Origin of the sequence: Pseudomonas sp. J452 (assembly GCF_024666525.1) — a bacterium.
In the GTDB taxonomy this organism is placed as follows: Bacteria; Pseudomonadota; Gammaproteobacteria; order Pseudomonadales; family Pseudomonadaceae; genus Aquipseudomonas.
Map to the genome: position 1 here is coordinate 693,391 of NZ_CP088294.1, position 19,774 is coordinate 713,164.

Sequence of the window (19,774 nt, forward strand, 5' to 3'; positions counted from 1 at the left end):
CAGCCGCCACTCGTCCGCAGGGCAACTAGGCTTGCCTGCAGACAGCGGAGGATTGCCCCATGGCCGCGGTACCCATCGACGACGACGCCTGGCGCGCTGGCGCAAGCAACCCAGACCCGGCCGAAAGCCTGTGTGACGCCCTGCAAGCCCGCGCGCGCAGTGGCCAGCCGATGCAGGGTTTCCAGCTCAAGCATGCCGCGCTGAGCGGGATCGATCTGGTCAACCACGGCAGCCGCAGCGGCTACCAGCTGCACGCTGCCGACCTGTACCGCGCCGATCTGCAGAATGCCCACCTGTTCGCCCTCGACCTGCGTGGCAGCTCGCTGATGAAGGCCGACCTGCGCGGCACCAATCTGCACTGCGCCGATCTACGCGACTGCAACCTGCTGGGCATCCGCCTGGACGGTGCACGCCTGGACAACGTGATCTGGGATCGCCAGTTGCTGCAGGAGCGCCGCGGCCGCGAACGCCAGCGTGCCGGCGATAATGACGCCGCCCGCCAGCTGTTCGAGGAGGCCGAGGAAACCTACCGCAACCTGCGCCTGCACCTGGAAAAAGCCGGACTGTTCGAGCAGGCCGGGATTTTCTTCCACCGTGAGATGGTCATGCGCCGCCTGCAGATGCCGCGCTTCTCCGGCAAGCGCCTGCTGTCCTGGCTGGTCGACCTGTTCAGCGGCTACGGCGAGAAGCCGCTGAATGTGGTGCTGTTTTCCCTGGGCCTGATCTTCGTCTGCGGCCTGCTGTACTTCCTGGTCGGCGTGCGCCACGGCGACCTGCCGCTGCGCCTGGCGCTGGAGCGCGGCTGGCTGGCAAATCTCGGCGATCTGGCCGGCTGCCTGTATTTCAGCGTGGTGACCTTCACCACCCTCGGCTATGGCGACATCACCCCGCATGGGCTGGCCAGGCCGATTGCCGCCTTCGAGGCCTTTGCCGGCAGCTTCACCATGGCCCTGTTCGTGGTGGTGTTCGTGAAGAAGATGACCCGCTGAGTCCGTCCGCCCTGCGGCACTGGCCAAAGCCCGGACGTCATCTAGCGTTAAACACTGCAGAGTTCGGAAGAACAGGGACGTTTTAGCCCACCCGCTGTCATGCCTCTCCCCCGCTGTCCTGCCCAGACCGCCACAACCCACTAGGTTCGGCGGATTGCCGTATTTCAGCCAGGGAGCCACAGCATGAGCATGCTATTCATCACCAACCGCTTTCCGACCGCCTCGATCCAGACCGAGACCGGCCGCCCATTCGAGTTCGACCTGAAGAACAACGCGCCAAGCAACTCGGTGTACTTCTGCGAACGACAGAGCAAAAAGAAACTGTTCGAGCTAGGCAGCGAGGCACTCTTGAACAAGCTGCACGAAGCCAAGCAGCGGCAGATCCTGCTCTATATCCACGGCTACTCCAACCTGCCAGACGACGTATTCGCCGGCGCCGAGGAATTGCAGGGCCTTTGCGACAAGAGCAAGACCAACGAGGTATTGGTGGTGCCGGTGATCTGGCCCTGCGATGACGATATCGGCATCGTCCAGGACTACTGGGACGACCAGAAATCCGCCGACTACAGCGCGATCTCCCTGGCCCGCGCGCTGAACTTCTTCCTCAAGTGGCGGGACACGCGCGAGGAGCAGAAGCTGCCCTCCTGCCTCAAGCGCATCAATGTGCTGGCCCACTCCATGGGCAATCGGGTACTGCGCGAGACCCTCTGCGAGTGGGACCGCTATGACCTGGCCAATGGCGTGCCCATGCTGTTTCGCAACACCTTCCTGGTGGCGGCGGACATCGAGAACGAGTCGATCCACCGTGGCCAGCGCGGTGAGCTGATCTCCCACGCCTCGCGCAACGTGGTGGTGTATTACGCCTCCGACGACCTGGCACTGCGCGGCAGCAAGGTGGCCAACCTGAAGAACCGCATCGCCTCGCGGCGCCTGGGCCACAGCGGCCCGGAGAACATGGAGCTGGCACCGCAGAATGTCTACGCCGTGGACTGCGACGACGTGAACACGCGCTACGACAACCCCAAGGGCCACTCCTATTTCCGCAGTGATGAAAAGGGCAAGGCCGGCGTGGTGTTCAACCACCTGTTCGAATGCCTGCTCAATGGCCGGGTCTTCCCCGAGGACGAAACCAAGCGCTCGACCATCCTGCGTGGTTGAACGCTACCAGTTCCGCGTCACGACCCGCTGGCGTGACGCGGCCGGGCGCTACCTCTAACCCTGCAGCGGCACCCAGATATCGACATGGCCGCTGCCGGCCATCGGGTCGAAGTCGGCGCTATAACGTTCGAATTCCGGCGCGTCGGCGGCCTGCAGACCGGAGGCCGGCAGCCAGCGCTGAAAGATCGCGGTGAAGGTTTCGTGGATGCTGGAGATATGCCCCGCGTGGCGGAACACCGCATAGCGCCGCGCGGGCAGGCGCTGGTGGGTGAAACCGGGCGGCAGCTCGTCGCTGCGGCTCACCTGCACGCCGGCGATGTATTCGAAGCTGCCATCCTCGTCCGGATTGCAGCACAGGCCGAAGGTCTCCCAGCCCTGCTGCCCGGCGATGTTGCCGATATAGGGCACGAAGCGCTGCCACAGCGCGGTGATGCCTTGGGATTTATCGGCACTGAAACGAGCGCAGAGCCCGGCGATCAGCAGTTCCTCGCCGTCGACGAAGCGTGGCTCGGCCAAAGGGAAAGTAGGTGTCGGTTGCATGCGCATAGCCTCCCGCAGTTTGATTCCATTCAGGGCTCCGCTGGCCCGCAAGGCCTCCGGCGTGATGCCGAAGTGCTCGCGGAACGCGCGGGTAAACGCCTCGTGGGAGCCATAGCCAACTTCCAGGGCCACGCCAAGGATATCCGCCGCCCCACCCGCCAGCAGGTGCGCCGCTCGACTCAGCCGGCGAGCCCGCACATAGCGCATCACCGGCCAGCCGGTGGCCATTACGAACAGCCGCGCCAGACCGAAGCGCGACAGGCCACAGGTGCTGGCGATGGCGTCCAGATCGAGCCGGCCTTCAAGATCGGTTTCGATCAGCCAGAGCGCTTTGCCGACAGGGTCCATGAATACTCCTCACGAGATGCCGGCGCAGTATGCCGGGCTGCATCCGCGGGCATTTGATCGTTCTTGCGCAGCCGACAACCGCGTCAGCCATGGCGTGCGGCACTGGCCTGGACGATACGCTGGGCCGGCACGCGCAGCTGGGTCAGCAGGTAGTCGGCGAAATCGGGCGCGTAGCCCTGCACGGCGATGGCTCGCTGCATGCAGATCAGCCAGGCCTCGGCATGTTCACCGTTGATCGGCCACTGGGCATGAAAGCTGGGGATGGCGATCGGCCCGTACTTCTCGCCGAACAGCTTCGGCCCGCCGAGCCAGCCACTGAGGAAGCAGGCCAGCTTGTCGCGGGCCAACGCCAGGCTTTCGGGGTGCATGGCGCGCACCTCGGCGGCCTGCGGCAATTCGTCCATATAGCGATAGAAGTCGTCCACCAGGCGACACAGGCCCTCAATGCCACCTGCTGCCCGGTAGGAGGCGTCACCGACACCGTACTGCTCACTCATGCACCATCCTCTTGGAAAATTTACCGTGCGGCCTGCCGCTATAGAGACGGTCAGAACTTCTCCAGCATCGCGCACTGAACGTGCAGTTGCTCGATCAGCTCATCTGCAAATCCTCTACGAAGCAAGGAGGGGTTCCCACTTTAGGCCCCTGACACGTCGCAGGTTTGATTTGCATCAACCTGCGCGTGGCTCGTGGTAATCAACACCATCCAGAGCGCATAGACTCAGCGGCACATGCAACACTGCCCCACACCCAACGCTCGCCAAGGAAGACCGATGGAACTGCGTTTCAGCATGGATGCTGCCGCCCTGCAACAACTGACCGAAGACATCATAGCCAGCCGCCTGACTCGCCATGAGCACACCTTCGAACGCCTGGCGTACTGGCAGGCACGCCTGCTGGCGCCGCTGACCCTGGGCCTGATCGTGCTGGCACTGGCCCTGCTGCCGCTGCTGGTGCAGGGCCGTTATAGCGGGCCCAGCGCCATCGCCACGCTGCTGGTGATCGGTATCGTGCTCCTGCTGTGGCGCCGCGTTGCCGGGCCCTGGCTGCAGCGCGCCGTGCAGGCCGGCCAGCCGCGCAGCGCGCGCATCCGCCAGCACAGTGCCGCGCGCCTGGAACGCAGCCTGCGCCGACAGCTGAGCAAGAGTCTGACTCGACTGCGCGGCCTGCATGTGTGGACGCTCGACGAACAGGGCGTGCTGCTGTGCACACCAGACGGCCAACAACAGCGCATCGCCTGGCGCCAGCTCGAGTGCGTCGCCGAAAGCGACCATTTCTACCGCCTGGCCAGCCGAGCCCAGCAGCGCCTTGGGCTGGCCTACACCCTCAGCAAGCACAGCTGCGAAATGGACGCCGCCAGCTATCGGGCTGGCCTGGCACAGCTGCTGGCCCGCTGTCACAGCGCCACGCGCCAGCACTGAGCCAGCGTCCTGCATGCTCTTGTAGGGGCGGCCTTGGCCGCGATGGCGAGGCCAGGGACAACTCTGCGCTGCCCGTTTCGCGGCCAAGTCCGCTCCCACAGAAGCAGAGCCCAGAGGCTAGGTCGCGCGCCTGCTCAGCTGCCGATCACTCCACCATCCAGCTTGGTGATCAGCAGCGTGGTCGAGCGAGGGCGGGTCTTGCCGTCGCTGGCCGGGAAGCTGATGCCGGGGTGCTGGATATTCGCCCACATCGCCTTGCCGTCCGGGCTCCAGGCCAGACCGGTGACTTCGCAGCCGCGCGGACCGACCAGGAAGCGGCGCACCTCGCGGGTGGCCGGGTCGGCGCAGAGCAGCTGGTTGCAGCCCATGACCTGCATCGCCGGCTCGCTGTCGTCGTAGTCGGTCTGGATCCACAGGCGCCCGGCGGCATCGAAGGCCAGGCCGTCCGGTGAGGAGAACAGGTCGCCATGGATGGTGCCGGTGAGGTTGACCGGTACCGGTTTGCCCTCTTTGTCCTTGCTACCGCGTGGCTCGCCGGCGAGCAGGAACAGTTCCCAGGTGAAGGCGGTGGCGGTCGGGTCGGCGTCCTGTTCGTTGAAGCGCAGCACCTGGCCATGCAGGTTCTGCGGGCGCGGGTTGGCCTTGTCGGTGGGCTGCTTGGCGCCACGGCCGTCGTTGTTGGTCAGCGCCACGTAGACCTCGCGGGTCTTGGGATGCACGGCGGCCCACTCGGGGCGGTCCATCGGCGTGGCACCGGCGCGGTCGGCGGCGGCACGGGCGTTGAGCAGCACCTCGGCCTGATCGGCGAAGCCGTTGTCCACGGTCAGGCCATTCTGCCCGTGCACCAGGGCCAGCCACTGGCCGCTGCCATCGGCGTCGAAACGCGCGACGTACAAGGTGCCTTCGTCCAGCAGGTCGCGGTTGGCCTTGGGGTTGGCCGCGTCGAAGCGCCCGGCGGGGACAAACTTGTAGACGTACTCGCCCTTGGCATCGTCGCCGGAGTAGAAGGCCATGCGCCCGTCCGCGCCCAGGCTGAGCGCTGCGCACTCGCGACCGATGCGGCCGAAGGCGGTGCGCTTGATCGGCTGCGCCTGGGGGTCGAAGGGGTCGATCTCGACCACCCAGCCGAAGCGGTGTGGCTCGTTGACGTGGCCGCCATGGGCCTGGTCGGCATAGGGCGTGGCGTCGAAACGCGGGTCGGCGGTTTCCCAGGCGTAGTTCTTGCTCGTGCCTTCCTTGGCCAGGCCGTAGCGCTTGTGCGACACGCGGCTCTCGTAATCCTGCTGGTCGCGGTTGATAAAGTAGTTGTGCCAGTTCTCCTCGCAGGTGAGGAAAGTGCCCCAGGGCGTGACGCCGGTGGCGCAGTTGTTCAGGGTGCCGAACACCTCCAGGCCGCTCGGATCGCTGGCGGTCTTCATGGCGTCGAGCCCGGCCAGCGGGCCGGCGATACGCATGGGAGTGAGCATGCTGATGCGACGGTTGTAGGGCGAATCCATTACCCGTTGCCACTGGCCGTCGGCGCCTTTTTTCACCTCGATCACCGAGACGCCGTGGGCGGCCTGTTCCTTGCGCACCTCGGCCAGCGGCCGCGGCTTGGACTGGTCGATCTGCCCGGACGGGTGCAGCGGCGGGTTGACGTATTCGTGGTTCATCACCAGCAGGCCGCGCTCGGTCTCGCCGGGGAAGGCGAAGAAGTCCATGCCGTCGTGGTTGTCGCCGGCCTGCTTGAGCTGGGCCTGCCAGTCGTCGCTGGCGTCCGGGTTCCAGACCGGGGCGCCGGGTTCCACCGGATCGCCCCAGGAGAAGAACGGCACGGCGCGGTAACCCTCGGCCACCAGCACGCGGTCGAACTGCGGGTCGATCTGCACCGGCACGCCCTGGAAGCCGAGCAGCGGGCTGGCGCCGGCCTTGCTGCAGGCGCTGATGCCGCCGGCGAAGAAGCCGAGGGCGGCGAGGCTCAGGCCGCCCTTGAGCACGTTGCGCCGCGCCGGGTTGACCAACTCGGCCAGCGGCGGGTTGGCGCTGGGGTTGATGGCGATGTCGTCGTGGGCTTCCAGGCTGGCGTGGAAGTGGCTGTGCTCGTGGCTCATCACGGGGTCTCGATCTTGACGGGTGTGGGGGTTGTCCCGGATTGCATCCGGGCTACGGATTGGTGTTGCCTGCTGCCCTCTCCCCGGCCCTCTCCCATAAATGGGAGAGGGGGTGGTCCGAGAGCAGGTCGGGGTTTATTCGATGCGGTAGTGGAAGGTGTTCTTCACCCCTTCAACGGCCACCGCCTGGCCATCGACGATGCGCGGCTGATAGCGGAAGGTCTTGGCCGCCGTCAGCGAGGGGCGGACGAACAGCGGGTGGCAGTCACCGACCACCTGCGGGCTCTCTACCCGTCCTTGCGGGTTGACCCGGTAGCTGACGGTGCAGTCGCCCTGGATGCCCTTGTCCAGGGCGCGCTCCGGGTAGTCCGGAGCGTCCTTGGCAATCGGCAGGTACTGGCGGCTGGCCGCCGCGGCTTCGGCCTGGCGGGCGCGCTCGGCGGCCTGGGCCTGCTGCTCGGCCAGGCGTTGCTGTTGCTGCTGGACTTGCGCCTCGACTTCGCGACGCTGCTGCTCCAGCCGTTGCTGCTCGATGCGCTGCTGTTCCTGGCGCTGCTCTGTGCGTTTCTGTTCCTCGACCCGTTTGCGCGCCAAGGCGGCCTGCTCCAGCTCCAGCTTCTGCTGCTGCAGACGCGGATCGGGCTTGGGCGCTTCCACCGGCTTGACCAGCTGCTCCGGCAGGGGCGGAGCGGGTGGCACAACCACCTCGGGCTGCGGCGGCGCGGGTGGGGCCGGCGGCGCCAGGCTGATCAGGCGAGTAGTCAGGGTGCGCACCTGGGGTGGCTCGGGCGTAGTGTCCGGCCAGTGAAACAGCAGCAGGCCCAGCACCAGCCCATGCAGCCCCACGGCCACCACGGCCGCACCGGCATTGCGCAACCAGGCGGCGCTGGGCAGTGGCGGCAGAGCCAGGCTGGGCGCGGGCATCAGCGCGCTGTTCATTGCGGCGCCTCGGTGATCAGGCCGAGGTTGCTCACCCCGCCCTGCTGCAGCGCGGCCATGCCGGCCACCACCGTGGCGTAGTCGGCGCCGCCGTCGGCACGGATATACACCTGGGTGTCGCCATGGGCGGCGATCACGGCGCCGACCTTGGCGCGCATCTCCTCCAGGTTCACCGCGCTGTCGGTCTGGCTCTGGGTGTCCAGCTCGCTGCCGAGGTTCCAGTAGTAGCTGCCATCGACTTTCACCGAGAGGGTCAGCACCCGCTGCTGGCTATCGGTCGGCAGCGCCTCGGCGGCGACCTTGGGCAGCTCGATCTTCACCCCCTGGGTCAACATGGGTGCCGTGACCATAAAGATCACCAGCAGCACCAGCATCACGTCGATATAGGGCACCACGTTCATCTCGGCCTTCGGGCCGTGCTTGTTCTGCGGCTTGCGCATGGGGCTCTCCTCAGGCGGCCTGGGCGATGCCCGGCGCGGCCTGCAGCTTGCGATGCAGGCGCGCCTGCAGCTCGTTGCCGAAGGCGTAGAAGCGCGTGCTGAGGGTGGCCACACGGGCGGCGAAGCGGTTGTAGGCGATCACCGCGGGAATCGCCGCGAACAGGCCGATGGCGGTGGCGATCAGCGCCTCGGCGATACCTGGGGCGACGGTGCTGAGGGTCGCCTGCTGCACCTGGGACAGGCCGATAAAGGAATTCATGATCCCCCACACGGTGCCGAACAGGCCGATATAGGGGCTGACCGAGCCGACCGTGGCGAGGAACGGCAGTCCCTTTTCCAGGCGTTCTTCCTGCTCGGCGATGGCCACCAGCAGGCTGCGTTCGACACCGTCGCTCACCGCCTCGCCGCTGATGCCGGGCTCGCGCTTGAGGTGGGCGAACTCGGTGTAGCCGGCGCGGAAGATCTGCTCCAGCGCGGCATCGCTGTCGGCGCTTTCGCCGCCTTCGCGGTACAGTGCGGCGAGGTCGCCCTGCTGGCGGAAGCGCTTCTGGAAATCCTTCAGCAGCCGTTCGCTGCGGCCCAGCAGCAGGCTGCGCTGGACGATCAGGTACCAGCTGGCCAGCGAGGCGCCGAGCAGGATAAGCATGACCAGTTTGACCAGCAGGCTGGCGTCGCCGATCAGGCTCCAGACGGTCATCTGTTCGAGGGTGGGGTGCATGGTGGGGCTCCTTTTTTCTTCACTGGCCGGATGGCCGGCCGGTGGTTTCTCCCCTCTCCCCGACCCTCTCCCGCTAGCGGGAGAGGGGGAACGGCGGCGTGGAGTTGGGGCTATTCGATTACGTTGTGGTTACCGGCTGATGACAGCGCTTTTTTTGTAGGAGCCAGCTTGCTGGCGATCAGTGCCCGGCCGGAGTCACGGAGGATCGCCAGCAAGCTGGCTCCTACGGAGAGCGGTATCAGTCCAGGCTCAGCGTCCGGGCGACCTCGCTCCAGGGCACCAGCTTGAAGTTCTGTGTCTGCTCGGGCATGCGCTTGCGGCCGTCCTGCACCACCAGCATGCCGTCGCTCCAGGGGCCGCCGAGGTTGGCCGCGCTGACTTCCAGGCCGTCGGTCTCGGAGGCGCCGTCAATGCCCAGGGCGCCGTTGAGGCCGACGCGGAAGGCGCCCTTGAGCGCATAGGGCGGCTCGGCATCCAGCACCACGTAGCTGTCGTTGCCCTGGCTGGAGATCACCAGGTAGTCCTGCGCGCCAGCCTGGTACAGGCCGAGGCCTTCGACGTCGGCCTTGAGCACGTCGCCCACCGCCAACACGCTGACCAGCTCGGCCGGCGCCTCGGCGCGGGCATCCACGGCCCACACGCCGGCGTCTTCCTCGCCGAGGAACAGGCGCTGACGCTGGTCGTCGGCGACGCAGCCCTCGGGCTGGCTGTCCACGGCGAAACGCCGCACCAGCTCGCCCTTCACTTCGCCACTGGCGCCGTCCAGGCGGTACTGCAGGAAGCTGCCGTCCTTGCCGTTGGCGAAGGCGTACAGTTCGCCGGACGCCGGTTGGAACAGGCAGATGCCGTAGATTTCCTTGATCGGCGTGCGGATCTCGCCGGCCTCGCGCAGCGCGCCGCTGAGCCGGTCGATGGCGAACAGGTGGATGCTGTCGTGGTCGCGGTTGCTGGCCACGGCCAGGTCGACCTGGGTGCCGCCGAGGTCGAAACCGGCGCGCACATCGACGTTGTTCAGGCGGCCGACCGGCAGTTCCTGCAGCAGCCTGCCGTCCAGGTCATAGGCCAGCAGGCCCTGCTTCTTGTTGGTGCCGAGTACGCGTGACAGTGCCGGCTGCTGCGGATGCACCCAGATCGCCGGGTCATCGGCGGCATCGCCGTGGCGGCCGACCGGCTCGCTCTGGCGCAGGGCCGGGATATGCGCCAGCACCGGCGGCAGCTCGATGGCGGCCGGCTGCCAGTTCAGCTCGCCCTGGTAGAAGCGCCCGGCGCCGTCGTCCTGCACCAGCAACTCCAGGCCTTTTCCGCTGCTGCGCACGGCCAGGCGTTCCGGCTCTTCCAGGCCCTTCAGCGGCAGGCTGGCAACCTGCTGCCAGGCCTCGCCCTGCTGCTGGTAGAGGTGCAGTTCGGCGGCGCCGGGGTCCAGCGCCAGCAGGCCGCCGGGCACGCTGACCATGGCCCCGGCGCTGTCCTTGAGCGTGCCGAACGGCGTGCGGATATCCACCGGCACGCGGCTGGCGTCGGCTTCCGGGTGGGCCGGGTAGGCCCACAGGCCGACGTTCTCTTCGTTGACGAACAGCAAGTTGCCGGCATCGTCGGCCTGGCAGTACTCAGCCTGCGGCGGCAGTGGCAGGCCGCGCACACGCTGCGGTTCGGCATTCAACTGGTTGCCGGCACCGACCAGCCACTGCTCGCCCTGGCCGTCTTCGCCGATCAGGAACAGGTAGAGATTGGCCGCGTCGTCGCGGTACAGGCACAGGCCGCTGATGGCGTAGTCGCGCACCGGCAGCAGCTGCGGACGGCTCCACTGCTTGCCGGCGGTATCCAGGCTGACCAGGGCGGCCTGCTGGGTGGCGTTGTCCAGGCTGGCGACGATCAGTTGCTGGCCGGCGCTGCGGCTGTCCAGACCGGAGTAGGAGCCGGACAGGCGCGCCAGTTCGGCGCCCTCGCCATCGAGCAGGAGCAGGCCGTTGCGCTCGCTGGCGGCGATACGCAGGTCGGCGCCGCCACTCAGCTCGGCGGGGACGAAGCGCAGGTCTTCGGCCTTGACCTTGGCCGAGGCGCCCCAGGGGCTGAGGGCCAGGCTCGGGCTGGCGGCGGAAGCCAGCGGCGGCAGCTGGTCGCAACCGGCCAGGGCCAGGCTGGCGAGCAGCAGGGTACGGGTGAACAGCGGGTTCATGCGGGTTGATGTCCTTGTAGCAAAGCGTGTGGGCGCTGTAACGGCTCGGGAAAGGGGCAGCGTCTGCCCTCTCCCCCCGCCCTCTCCCGCAAGCGGGAGAGGGGGCTGACCGTGCACCTCTCGAGCTGACGCAGGGCCTGTGGGCCAACGTGCAGCAGGTCGTTTTTAATCAGAGGTTGGTGTAGGTCAGACCGAGCTTGTAAGTCGGGCCGTATTCCTCGTACTGGGCGTTGTAGCCGCGGCTGCCGGTGTAGACGTAGTAGCTCTCGTCGGTGAGGTTCTGCGCCTCGAACTTGAGCTGCAGGCCCTTGGTCAGGAAGTAGCCGGCGCTGAAGTCGACGAAGGTCTGGTCGTCCACATAGAGGTCGTGGGCCTTATCGGTGATGCTCGCCACCTCGTAGAGGTATTCCGACTTGTAGTTGGCCGACAGGCGCAGGCTGAGCTTGTCGTCTTCCCAGCCGAGCATCAGGTTGCCGACCGTCTCGGACTGGTTGGGCAGGTCGATGTCGCGCTCGCGGAACGTGCCGCTGTCGGCATCGAAGCCGCTGATGCTGGCGTCGGAGCGGCTGAAGGTGGCGTTGGCGCCCAGCAGCAGGCCGTTCCAGGGTGCCGGCAGCCAGTCGAACTTCTGCGAGTAGGCCAGTTCCAGGCCGTACAGGTCGGCGCTGTCGCCGTTGGCGAAGGTGTTGGCCTCGGCGAAGTCGAGCCATTCGCCGGTGCCGGCCAGATCGCTGTTGTAGACGAAGTTGTCGATGTCCTTGTAGAACACGAAGGCCGAGACCACGCCGGCATGGCCGAGGTAATGCTCGATGCCGAGGTCGAAGTTGCTCGATTCCAGCGGGTCGAGGGTCGGGTTGCCGAAGCTGGCCTCGTCGCCGTCGATGACGAAGCCCGGCGCCAGCTGGCCAAAGGTCGGCCGCACCACGCTGTTGGTCCAGGCGGCGCGCAGCTGGGTGTCCTTATTCAGCTGGTAGCGTGCGTGCAGGCCGGGCAGCCAGTGGTGGTAGTCGCTGTCGGCCTCGATCGACTCGAACTCGCCGTCGCGGATGCCGGTGCCCTTGGCCGTGAACTCGGTGCCCTCGTAGCGCAGGCCGGCGATGATGCGCAGGTCGTCGATGTCGACGGTGTTCATCAGGTAGGCGGCATTGATGTCTTCGCTCATGTCGAAGTCGTTGACCCGCGACTCTTCCTCGTTGAAGAACTCGCTGCGATCCAGGCCGCCGAGCAGGCTCTCGATGTTGTCGGCGGACAGGCCGGGGCCGAAGTGGCCGAGGCCGTAGTCGACCTCGCCCTTGGTGAAGTTCTGCATGCTCAGCTGCTCGTCGCTGAAACCGAAATCACCGAAGTCTTCGTAGGTCCAGATCTGGGTGTCGTTGTCCTTGTCGCGACGGCTGAGCTTGCCGCCGAACTTGGCCTGGGCGGCATGACCGGCCAGCTCGTAGTCACGGGCCAGGTCGAGCTTGATGTTCTTCTCGGTGTCGGTGGTGTCTTCCTCGGCCCACTCCACCTCGTCGAGACTGAAGTTGGCCGGATCGGAGAATGCGCTGCCGATATTCAGGTGCGGCTTCTTGCTGTCGTTGAAGCCGACATCGGTGAAATCGTCGTTGCCTTCGAACACCGCGCCGGCGATATGCCCCGGCGTGTCCTGGCTGGACTGGCTGTAGCCGGCCTGGGCATTGAGGGTCCACTGGCCCATCAGGCGCTCGCCGCCGAGCACATAGGACTGCACCTCCTGGGTCTCCTCGCGGTCCTTCAGCTCGCGCCAGCCTTCGGCATCGCCGCTCTCGCCCGGCAACTGGGCATCGGCGAACTCGACGCCGGCGGCGTTGCGCGTCTCGGTGTCCTTGAAGCGGCTGTAGAGGGTGCGCAGGTAGTAGCTGCTGTAGTCGTCGGCCTGGTAGTCGAAGTTCAGGCCCAGGCCGCTGCGCTCGCGGGTGATCTCGTAGTCACGCTGCTCCAGGCTTTCCAGCCGGGCGCCGTCTTCGAAGTCCCAGGCGCCGCCGGTTTCCACGTTATCCGAGCCGAAGTCGCGCTCCTGCCAGCTCATGGCTGCGGCCACGCCGAAGTTGTCGGTGCCGTCGCCGAGGCTGAAGCGGTCGCTGACCGCGCCGGAGAATTTCGGGCTGGTCTCGCTGGTGTTGTCGTCGTAGCTGGCTTCCGTGTTGCCGGTATAGAACAGACCTTTGTGGTCGAAGGCCGAGAGGCTTTCCACCTCGATGCTGCCGCCCAGGGAGTTGGCGTCCATGTCCGGGGTCAGGGTCTTGACCACGGTCAGCGACTGCACCAGCTCGGCCGGTAGCACGTCGAGGGCCACGGCACGGCGGTCGCTCTCCGGCGAAGGCACCAGGGTGCCGTTGATGCTCACACTGTTGAGGTCCGGGCCGAGGCCACGCACGCTGACGAAGCGGCCTTCGCCCTGATCGCGCTCGACCGACACGCCCGGCAGGCGCTGCAGCGCCTCGGCGGCGTTCTCGTCCGGCAGCTGGGCCACGCCGTCGGCGTGCACCACGCTTTCCACGCTGTCGGAGCGACGCTGCTCCTTCAGCGACAGGTCCATGCTGGCGGCCTGGCCGACCACATTGACGTGTTCCACGGCAGCCTCATCGGCAGCCCATACGGGCGTGGTGGCGATGGCCAGCGCCAGGGCGCTGATGCGAAACCCTGCCCGGCGGGCAGTAAGACGACGTTTGTGCATGCTGATCTCCCCAAGAAAACCCTTGCAGCCGGAACCGATGCCCGGCGACTTGGGGCGCAAGCTAGGAGTGCGGCATGACGGTTGCGTGACAGCGCAGCGCTGCAAGGCCCGAATCACGTGGGTTTAGCGGGGTTTCCCCAGCCAATTGAACTGAAATGACCTGGCTGCTACCCGTTTTTGTGGGAGCGACTTCAGTCGCGATGCCAGCAACCACAAAGCATCGCGACTGAAGTCGCTCCCACAATTGCCACCCAGCCACCGAGCGGCGACAAAAAGCCCTGATCCAAATCGACCTCCCCCGCTGCAACCATTCCGTCACATGGCTCTGTTCTGCTGGCCGCGACCACCGTCTCGCGGAGCCTGCGCGGCCATGCCTTCCCTGTTCAAACTGCACCGTCTGAAATTCGCCGGCCTGCTGCTGGCAGCCAACCTCGGCCTGCTCCTGCATCTGGCTGCCGGCGACCTCAAGCCGGCCAGCCAGTGGGTGTGGCTGGATATCCTCGGCGAAGGCGGCTCGGCGCTGCTGTGCCTGGTCTGGCTCGGCCTGGTGCTGAAGAGCCGACCGGCCGGGCGGGTGACCAACTTCCTCGCCCTCGGCCTGGGCCTGGTGTTCTTCTCCTGGTGGGTGGACGCGCTCGACGAGTTCATCCAGATCGCCGATGCGGTCGGCTGGGACAACTGGCTGGAATCGGCGCCGATGCCGCTCGGCCTGTTGCTGCTGACCTTCGGCCTGTACCACTGGCACCACGAGCAACTGGCGATCAGCGCGCAGATGGAGAAGCGCGAGCGGCTGTTCCGCGAGCACCGCCTGTTCGACAAGCTCACCCCGCTGGGTGCCGCCGACTACCTGCGTCTGCAACTGGAACAGAGCCTGACCCTGGCCCGTGATGAACAGCAGGCGCTGTCGCTGGTGATCGTCGACCTGGACGACTTCAGCGCGATCAACCGCCTGTACGGCCACGCAGAAGGCGACCGCGTGCTGCAGGCGCTGACCCAACTGCTGCTGCTCAATCTGCGCCGACAGGACCTGCTCTGCCGCCTGGCCGGCGACCGTTTCGTCGTGCTGCTGCCCAATACCGGCGAGCGCCAGGCGCGCCAGCTGGCCGAAGAACTGCAGGCGGCGGTGGCGCACCTGGCACACAAGACCGGCCAGCATGGCGAACGCCTGCAGCTGCGCGCCACGACCGCCTCGGTGATGGCCCTGCAGGACGATGCGCAGAGCCTGCTGCAACGGCTCAACCTGGCGCTGGCCAAGGCCAAGCAGCCGCCCTACGCCTGCAGCGCCTGAGGCCGCGCCATGACCCTGAAGACCGATTGGTACGAGCGCGACAGCCGCTTCATTCCCGGCCACTGGCAACCGGCGGTGCTGCTCGACCTGGCCCTGTCGCGCGGCATCGACAGCCATCGCCTGCTGCGCGGCAGCGGGCTGTTCCACGAGGACATCCTCAGCGGCCAGGCACGTCTCAGCCCGCAGCAGTTCCTCTGCCTGATCGACAACAGCCGGCGCCTGCTGGATGCCGACGACAGCAGCTTCCTCTTTGGCCAGCGCCTGCTGCCCGGTCACTACGGCGCCGCCAGCCATGCCCTGCAGCAGGCGGCGAACCTGCAACAGGCACTGGAAATCCTCGGCCGCCAGCGCGCCCTGCTCAGTCCGCTGCTCAGCCCGCGCCTGCTGCTGGATGAACGCCACGCGCATATCTATTGGCTGGACAGCTGCGGCGCCGGCGCCCAGCAGCGCTTCCTGCTGGAAGCGAGCATGACCGCGCTGGTCGGCATGAGCCGCTGGCTAGCCGGCGAGCGCCTGCCCTGGCGCGCCAGCTTCAGCCATGCGCAGCCGCGCTACGTCGAGCAGTACTGGGTGCACCTGGGCGAGAACGTGCAATTCGCCGCACCGGTGGATGTGCTGAGCATTCCCCGCGAATACCTGCACCGGCCCTGGCCGGGCGCCTCGGCCATTGCCGGCCAGGTGGCGCAGCAGGACAGCGAACGCCTGCTGGGCGCCCTCGGATATCGCGCCAGCCTGCTCGACCGCCTGTATGGCCACCTGCTCGCGCATATCCGCGAGCCGCTGCAGCTGGAGGGCGTGGCCCAGGCCTTCGGCATGAGCCCCTCGACCCTCAAGCGCAAGCTGCAGAAGCACGACAGCCACTTCCAGGAACAGCTCGACCTGGCGCGCAAGCACATGGCGCTGTACCTGTATCGGGTCAAGGGCTACAGCAACGAGGAGGTGGCCAGCTACCTGCAGTTCCACGACGCCACCAACTTCCGCCGCTCGTTCAAGCGCTGGACCGGCCTGGCGCCGAGCGCCCTGCGCCAGTTGCTGGATGGGTTGGGTTAGCCGCCGGCAGAAAACCGGGACGCAGAAAAAGAAAAACCCCGCTGGTGCGGGGTTCTGCAGACTGGTTCCTGACTTCCTTGGTCGACTCGCCATCCTGGCAAGCAATCCTACGAATCCGTGTTGTTTTGCTGCGCTTCCTGCGCGTCGTCCTTGGCGGGCAGATTAAACAGCTGTTCGAACCGCCACCAGCCGCGATTGCCAGCACAGCCTGTAAGCCATGACTTACACGGCCGCCTGGCAGGAAAGGGTTCACAAATTCGCCGCGCCCGTTATCATCGCGCGCCCAACCTTGTGCGCTGCCGCGCCTGTGACCCTGCCGATGAAACCTCAACTGATCGCCGCCGCGGAAATCGACCGCCTGGAAACCTGGAGCAAGTACAACAGGGATATGTGCACCAGCTGCATGTCGACCTGCTGCACCATGCCGGTGGAAGTACGCATCGTCGACCTGATCCGCATCGGCCTGGTCGACGAGTTCGAACGCGGCGAGCCGCCGAAGAACATCGCCAAGCGCCTGCAGAAGGACGGCATGATCGAACGCTTCAACGCCAAGTCGGGGATCTTCACCCTGACCCGCATGAGCAACAACGACTGCATGTACCTGGATCGCAAGTCGCGCCTGTGCACCATCTACGAGAAGCGCCCGGACACCTGCCGCAACCACCCGCGCGTGGGCCCGCGCCCTGGCTACTGCGCCTGGCGGCCAAAGACCCAGGCCTGAAGATCGCCGTGGGCGCAATGCCCGCGCCGCCATACCCTTATCCGGCCGCTGCCCATCACAGCGACCTGTTCTTAGGATGGGTTGCGCCAGACGACGCCCAGCAGACTGCTGTGATGGCGACCCTCTATCAAACAATCCTGAGTTACAGAGGTTGAGCACCAGCAACGCGCTCTTCTGCCTCGTAGTTTCTCAACCATTGCTTGAGCTCAGCGATCGGCTTGGGCTTGCAGAGCCAGTACCCCTGCAGCAAGTGGCAGCCCTCTGCCTTCAAGCGGCTGGCTATCTCGGCGCTCTCAATGCCCTCGCCGACGACCCGGTAACCGAGGCTGCGAGCCATCTGAATGGCAGTCGAGACAATCACGTCGGCGCTTTCGCTGCTGCAGATATCGTGAATCAGCGAGCGATCCAGCTTCAACTCCGAGGCCGGCAGCTGTTTGAGGTAGGACAACGAGGAATAGCCGCTACCAAAATCATCAATGGATATCTGATGCCCCAGTGCGGCCAGGACATTCAACGCCTGCAGGCTGCGCGCAGGGTCGAGCATGGCGGCGGTTTCGGTTATTTCCAGGGTTACCGCGCACGCCTGCAGGCCATTCTGCTGCAGAGCCAATTGCAGCTCGCCCTGCAGCTCTTTGGATTCGAGGTCGCGCGCCGAAATATTAATGGCGACGGTCAACTCCCGGTTGTCCTGGTGCAAGTCGGCCAAATCTTTCGCGGCCTGGGCGATGACCCAGCGGGTTAGCTGGGTGATGACACCCGTTTCCTCTGCCAAGGGGATGAACTCGGCCGGGTTTACCCAACCGCGCTCAGCATGGTGCCAACGAATCAACGCCTCCACGCCAACAATATGGCCGGTCTGAAGATCCTGTTTGGGCTGGTAATAGAGCATGGTCTGGTTCTGCTGCAAGGCCTTGCGCAGGTCCGCCATCAAGGTCAGTCGACTCTCGTTGTAAATATCCTGCTGCGGGGAATAGATGCCGGTTTCGTTGCCGTCCCGCGGCGCGATTTCCATGCCGACATGCGCGTTGCGGATCAGCTCGGCGGCAGATCGACCGTGCTCGGGATAACTGGCTGCGCCAAAGCGAGGGTGCAGCTCGATCGCCAGGTGGTCCAACCAGATTGGCTCGGCCAAACGTCTTAGCGCGGTGTTGAGGGCCGAGAAATCCTTCCCCGCTTTGTCCACGTCCACCAGCAAGCAGAAACAGTCGCCCGATAGATGGTAAACCCGCTCCTCACGACCTTGAGCGTCGCAAATGGCTTGAATAAAGGGTAGGCCGGCCGCCAGCTCTACCATCTGCTCGGCCACGCGTTTCATTATCCATTCACTCCTGGCCAGGCCAAGCGTGCGATTGATTTCATCCAGACGGGTAATCCGCGCCAAACCCACCATGTAACGGCCGTGAGGGGCCTGCTGCAGTTGCTGATCGACCATCCAGACAAAACGGTTGTGGTTGGCCAGGCCGGTCACGGGGTCGTGCGTCAGGGCTTCGGTGAGCAGGTTCTGCGCGATATTGCGCGACTGAGCCTCCTGCAGGCTGGCGGCCTGGGCGGTGATCTTGTCTTCGCGCTCACGGTACAGCCGATCCGCCAGGGCCAGGGTCAGGATAAAGGCCTCGAGTCCAGAACCGATCTGCATCGCGTACTCGATGAAGAAGCTCTCGGGAAAGATGCCTAGCATCCTCCCGGCTGTTGCCAGCACGCCGATAGTCAGAGGGGTCCAGGCCAGGGTGAAAAATGCTCCGGCGCGAACCCCGGCCACCCAGGCAACGGGACCGGCGACGAGCAGTAGCGAAAAAAAGAACAGTGCTGAAAACGATGCCAGCTGGATGCCCGTGTGATAGTCGAGAAAAGGCGCCGAAAGAAGAAACAGCAACTCGAACAGCATCATCCCGATCAGCACCTTATCCAGGCGCGGGGTGTTGACTCTGCTGTTCAGGAACTCCCGGCAGAACAGCAGTGAAAACAGCGCCAGGCCGGGTATCGACACCAGCAGCGCCTTGGCATGCAGCAGCGGTGCATACGGATAGAGGTGCTGGAAGCTGAAGCCTTTGATCGAGGCGAAAAACAGCAGGTAGCCCAATAGCGCCAGCGCGTAGTAGAGATACAGCTTTTCACGCAGACTCAGGTACACCGCCAGGTTTATCAGGATGATGACGCTGATGCAGCCGTAGTAGAAAAACTGCAGCTTCAGCTCATGGGCGGCGGTTTCATAAAACACCTGCTCACGCCAGATACGCAGCGGCACGATCATGGAACCGCCCGTTGCGACCCGTACAAAAACGCTTTTCATTTCATCTGGAGCCAGGGAAACACGCGACAACATGCTCGGGTGATCCACGTCACGTGGATAAAAAGGCCGGCTGTCGCCCGTCTTCAGCTCTTTTACCAAGGCGCCGTCTTCGAACAGGTAAAAGATCACGTCGTCCAACTGGGAATAGGCCAGTTCGGCAATCAGGTTCTGGTTGAGCGGCGTCTGATTGCTAAGGGTAAAACGGATCCAGTAGGCAGACTGGGTGAGACCGAAGTTGGCATTGCCATTGGGTACAGCCTCCCAGCGCTCATCGGGCAGGGTAAGCACCTGATCGATCAAGGCTTCGCCGCTAGCGTCCTGCCAGAACTGGAAGTGAACCTGGATGTCTGGTGCTGCAGTGATCTCAATCGGCTCAGGTTGCGCCAAAGCCCTGAGACTCAGACAGGCAACTAAAACAGCGACCAGGATCTTAAATGCCCGGTTCAGATGCACGGAATGCTGTCTCCACTAACGGCCAGTGGGGTGGCACATTATTTTTTGTTATGCCTTGCAGTGTAGTCACTGAGTGACTTAAGGGAAGCCACACGGCCTGGCTTCTATCTAGGGTCTGTTCCCGTTTCGTTCACGGCCGCGACGGAGCCTGTTTTTGCGCGGGGCTAGGCGCGAGACGCGAAGTTTGGTCGTCCAAATGAGCCGTCGAGGAACGACGTCCCGCGCAAAAACAGGCCCGTCCCTACGGGTTGCGCGCAAAATCGCGCCATGCGTCGTTGCGGGACTTGCCAAGGGAATGACCATTGCCTGCGTCCCGCGCCTAGCCTGGCGCGATTTTGCGCAGCAACGCGGTTCGCGAACGAAACGGGAACAGACCCTAGCGATTTGCCTGGTCTGCACAGGCATTGAGTGGCCGGGCGAGCAATGGGCAGAAGATGGCAAAGCGGGATTAAGCAGAA

General features: G+C 65.3%; 15 protein-coding genes. 6 read left to right on the plus strand and 9 right to left on the minus strand.

Going from position 1 to position 19,774, the window contains the following annotated elements:
* The first annotated feature begins 59 nt into the window (after positions 1–59).
* Both LRS11_RS03120 and LRS11_RS03125 read left to right on the plus strand, forming a co-directional pair.
* Positions 60–989, plus strand: a complete 930-nt coding sequence (locus tag LRS11_RS03120; RefSeq protein ID WP_260495465.1) for an ion channel — start codon at positions 60–62, stop codon at positions 987–989.
* Between the two features lie 183 nt (positions 990–1,172).
* Positions 1,173–2,147 (plus strand): alpha/beta hydrolase, encoded by a 975-nt coding sequence (locus LRS11_RS03125; protein WP_260495466.1) that lies wholly within the window; start codon positions 1,173–1,175, stop codon positions 2,145–2,147.
* A 54-nt stretch (positions 2,148–2,201) separates the two neighbouring features.
* Here the strand turns inward: LRS11_RS03125 and LRS11_RS03130 are convergent, their stop codons facing one another.
* The gene (locus LRS11_RS03130) at positions 2,202–3,035 is read right to left on the minus strand and encodes an AraC family transcriptional regulator (protein WP_260495467.1); all 834 of its coding nucleotides are present in this window, start codon (positions 3,033–3,035) and stop codon (positions 2,202–2,204) included.
* Positions 3,036–3,118: 83 nt separating this feature from the next.
* Entirely contained in the window at positions 3,119–3,532 is a 414-nt protein-coding gene (locus LRS11_RS03135) for a group II truncated hemoglobin (protein WP_260495468.1), read from the minus strand.
* A 276-nt stretch (positions 3,533–3,808) separates the two neighbouring features.
* Between LRS11_RS03135 and LRS11_RS03140 the strand changes: the two genes are divergently transcribed.
* Positions 3,809–4,456, plus strand: coding sequence for a hypothetical protein (locus tag LRS11_RS03140; protein WP_260495469.1), 648 nt, complete (start codon positions 3,809–3,811; stop codon positions 4,454–4,456).
* 134 nt (positions 4,457–4,590) lie between these two features.
* On the opposite strand, the gene LRS11_RS03145 is transcribed toward LRS11_RS03140, so the two are convergent.
* The 6 genes from LRS11_RS03145 to LRS11_RS03170 all read right to left on the minus strand — a co-directional run bounded on the left by LRS11_RS03145 (position 4,591) and on the right by LRS11_RS03170 (position 13,514).
* Positions 4,591–6,546, minus strand: a complete 1,956-nt coding sequence (locus LRS11_RS03145) for a PhoX family phosphatase (protein WP_260495470.1) — start codon at positions 6,544–6,546, stop codon at positions 4,591–4,593.
* A 135-nt stretch (positions 6,547–6,681) separates the two neighbouring features.
* Entirely contained in the window at positions 6,682–7,485 is an 804-nt protein-coding gene (locus tag LRS11_RS03150; RefSeq protein ID WP_260495471.1) for an energy transducer TonB, read from the minus strand.
* Positions 7,482–7,925: a protein TolR gene (tolR, locus tag LRS11_RS03155; RefSeq protein WP_260495472.1), complete on the minus strand. Its 444-nt coding sequence runs from the start codon at positions 7,923–7,925 to the stop codon at positions 7,482–7,484. Before tolR ends, LRS11_RS03150 begins: the two co-directional genes overlap by 4 nt.
* Before the next feature lie 10 nt (positions 7,926–7,935).
* A complete protein-coding gene (tolQ, locus tag LRS11_RS03160; protein ID WP_260495473.1) occupies positions 7,936–8,643 on the minus strand; it encodes a protein TolQ in 708 nt (235 codons plus the stop codon).
* Between the two features lie 238 nt (positions 8,644–8,881).
* Entirely contained in the window at positions 8,882–10,819 is a 1,938-nt protein-coding gene (locus LRS11_RS03165; RefSeq protein WP_260495474.1) for a phytase, read from the minus strand.
* 169 nt (positions 10,820–10,988) lie between these two features.
* Entirely contained in the window at positions 10,989–13,514 is a 2,526-nt protein-coding gene (locus LRS11_RS03170) for a TonB-dependent receptor (RefSeq protein ID WP_260495475.1), read from the minus strand.
* A gap of 370 nt (positions 13,515–13,884) precedes the next feature.
* On the opposite strand from LRS11_RS03170, the gene LRS11_RS03175 reads away from it, so the two are divergent.
* The 3 genes from LRS11_RS03175 (at position 13,885) to LRS11_RS03185 (ending at position 16,573) form a co-directional block, all read left to right on the plus strand.
* Complete coding sequence (locus LRS11_RS03175; protein WP_260495476.1) at positions 13,885–14,802, plus strand: GGDEF domain-containing protein; 918 nt, start codon at positions 13,885–13,887, stop codon at positions 14,800–14,802.
* Between the two features lie 9 nt (positions 14,803–14,811).
* Entirely contained in the window at positions 14,812–15,852 is a 1,041-nt protein-coding gene (locus LRS11_RS03180; RefSeq protein ID WP_260495477.1) for an AraC family transcriptional regulator, read from the plus strand.
* A 319-nt stretch (positions 15,853–16,171) separates the two neighbouring features.
* Positions 16,172–16,573: a YkgJ family cysteine cluster protein gene (locus LRS11_RS03185; RefSeq protein WP_182833002.1), complete on the plus strand. Its 402-nt coding sequence runs from the start codon at positions 16,172–16,174 to the stop codon at positions 16,571–16,573.
* Positions 16,574–16,715: 142 nt separating this feature from the next.
* On the opposite strand, the gene LRS11_RS03190 is transcribed toward LRS11_RS03185, so the two are convergent.
* Positions 16,716–19,316, minus strand: a complete 2,601-nt coding sequence (locus LRS11_RS03190) for an EAL domain-containing protein (RefSeq protein WP_260495478.1) — start codon at positions 19,314–19,316, stop codon at positions 16,716–16,718.
* Between the last annotated feature and the right edge of the window lie 458 nt (positions 19,317–19,774).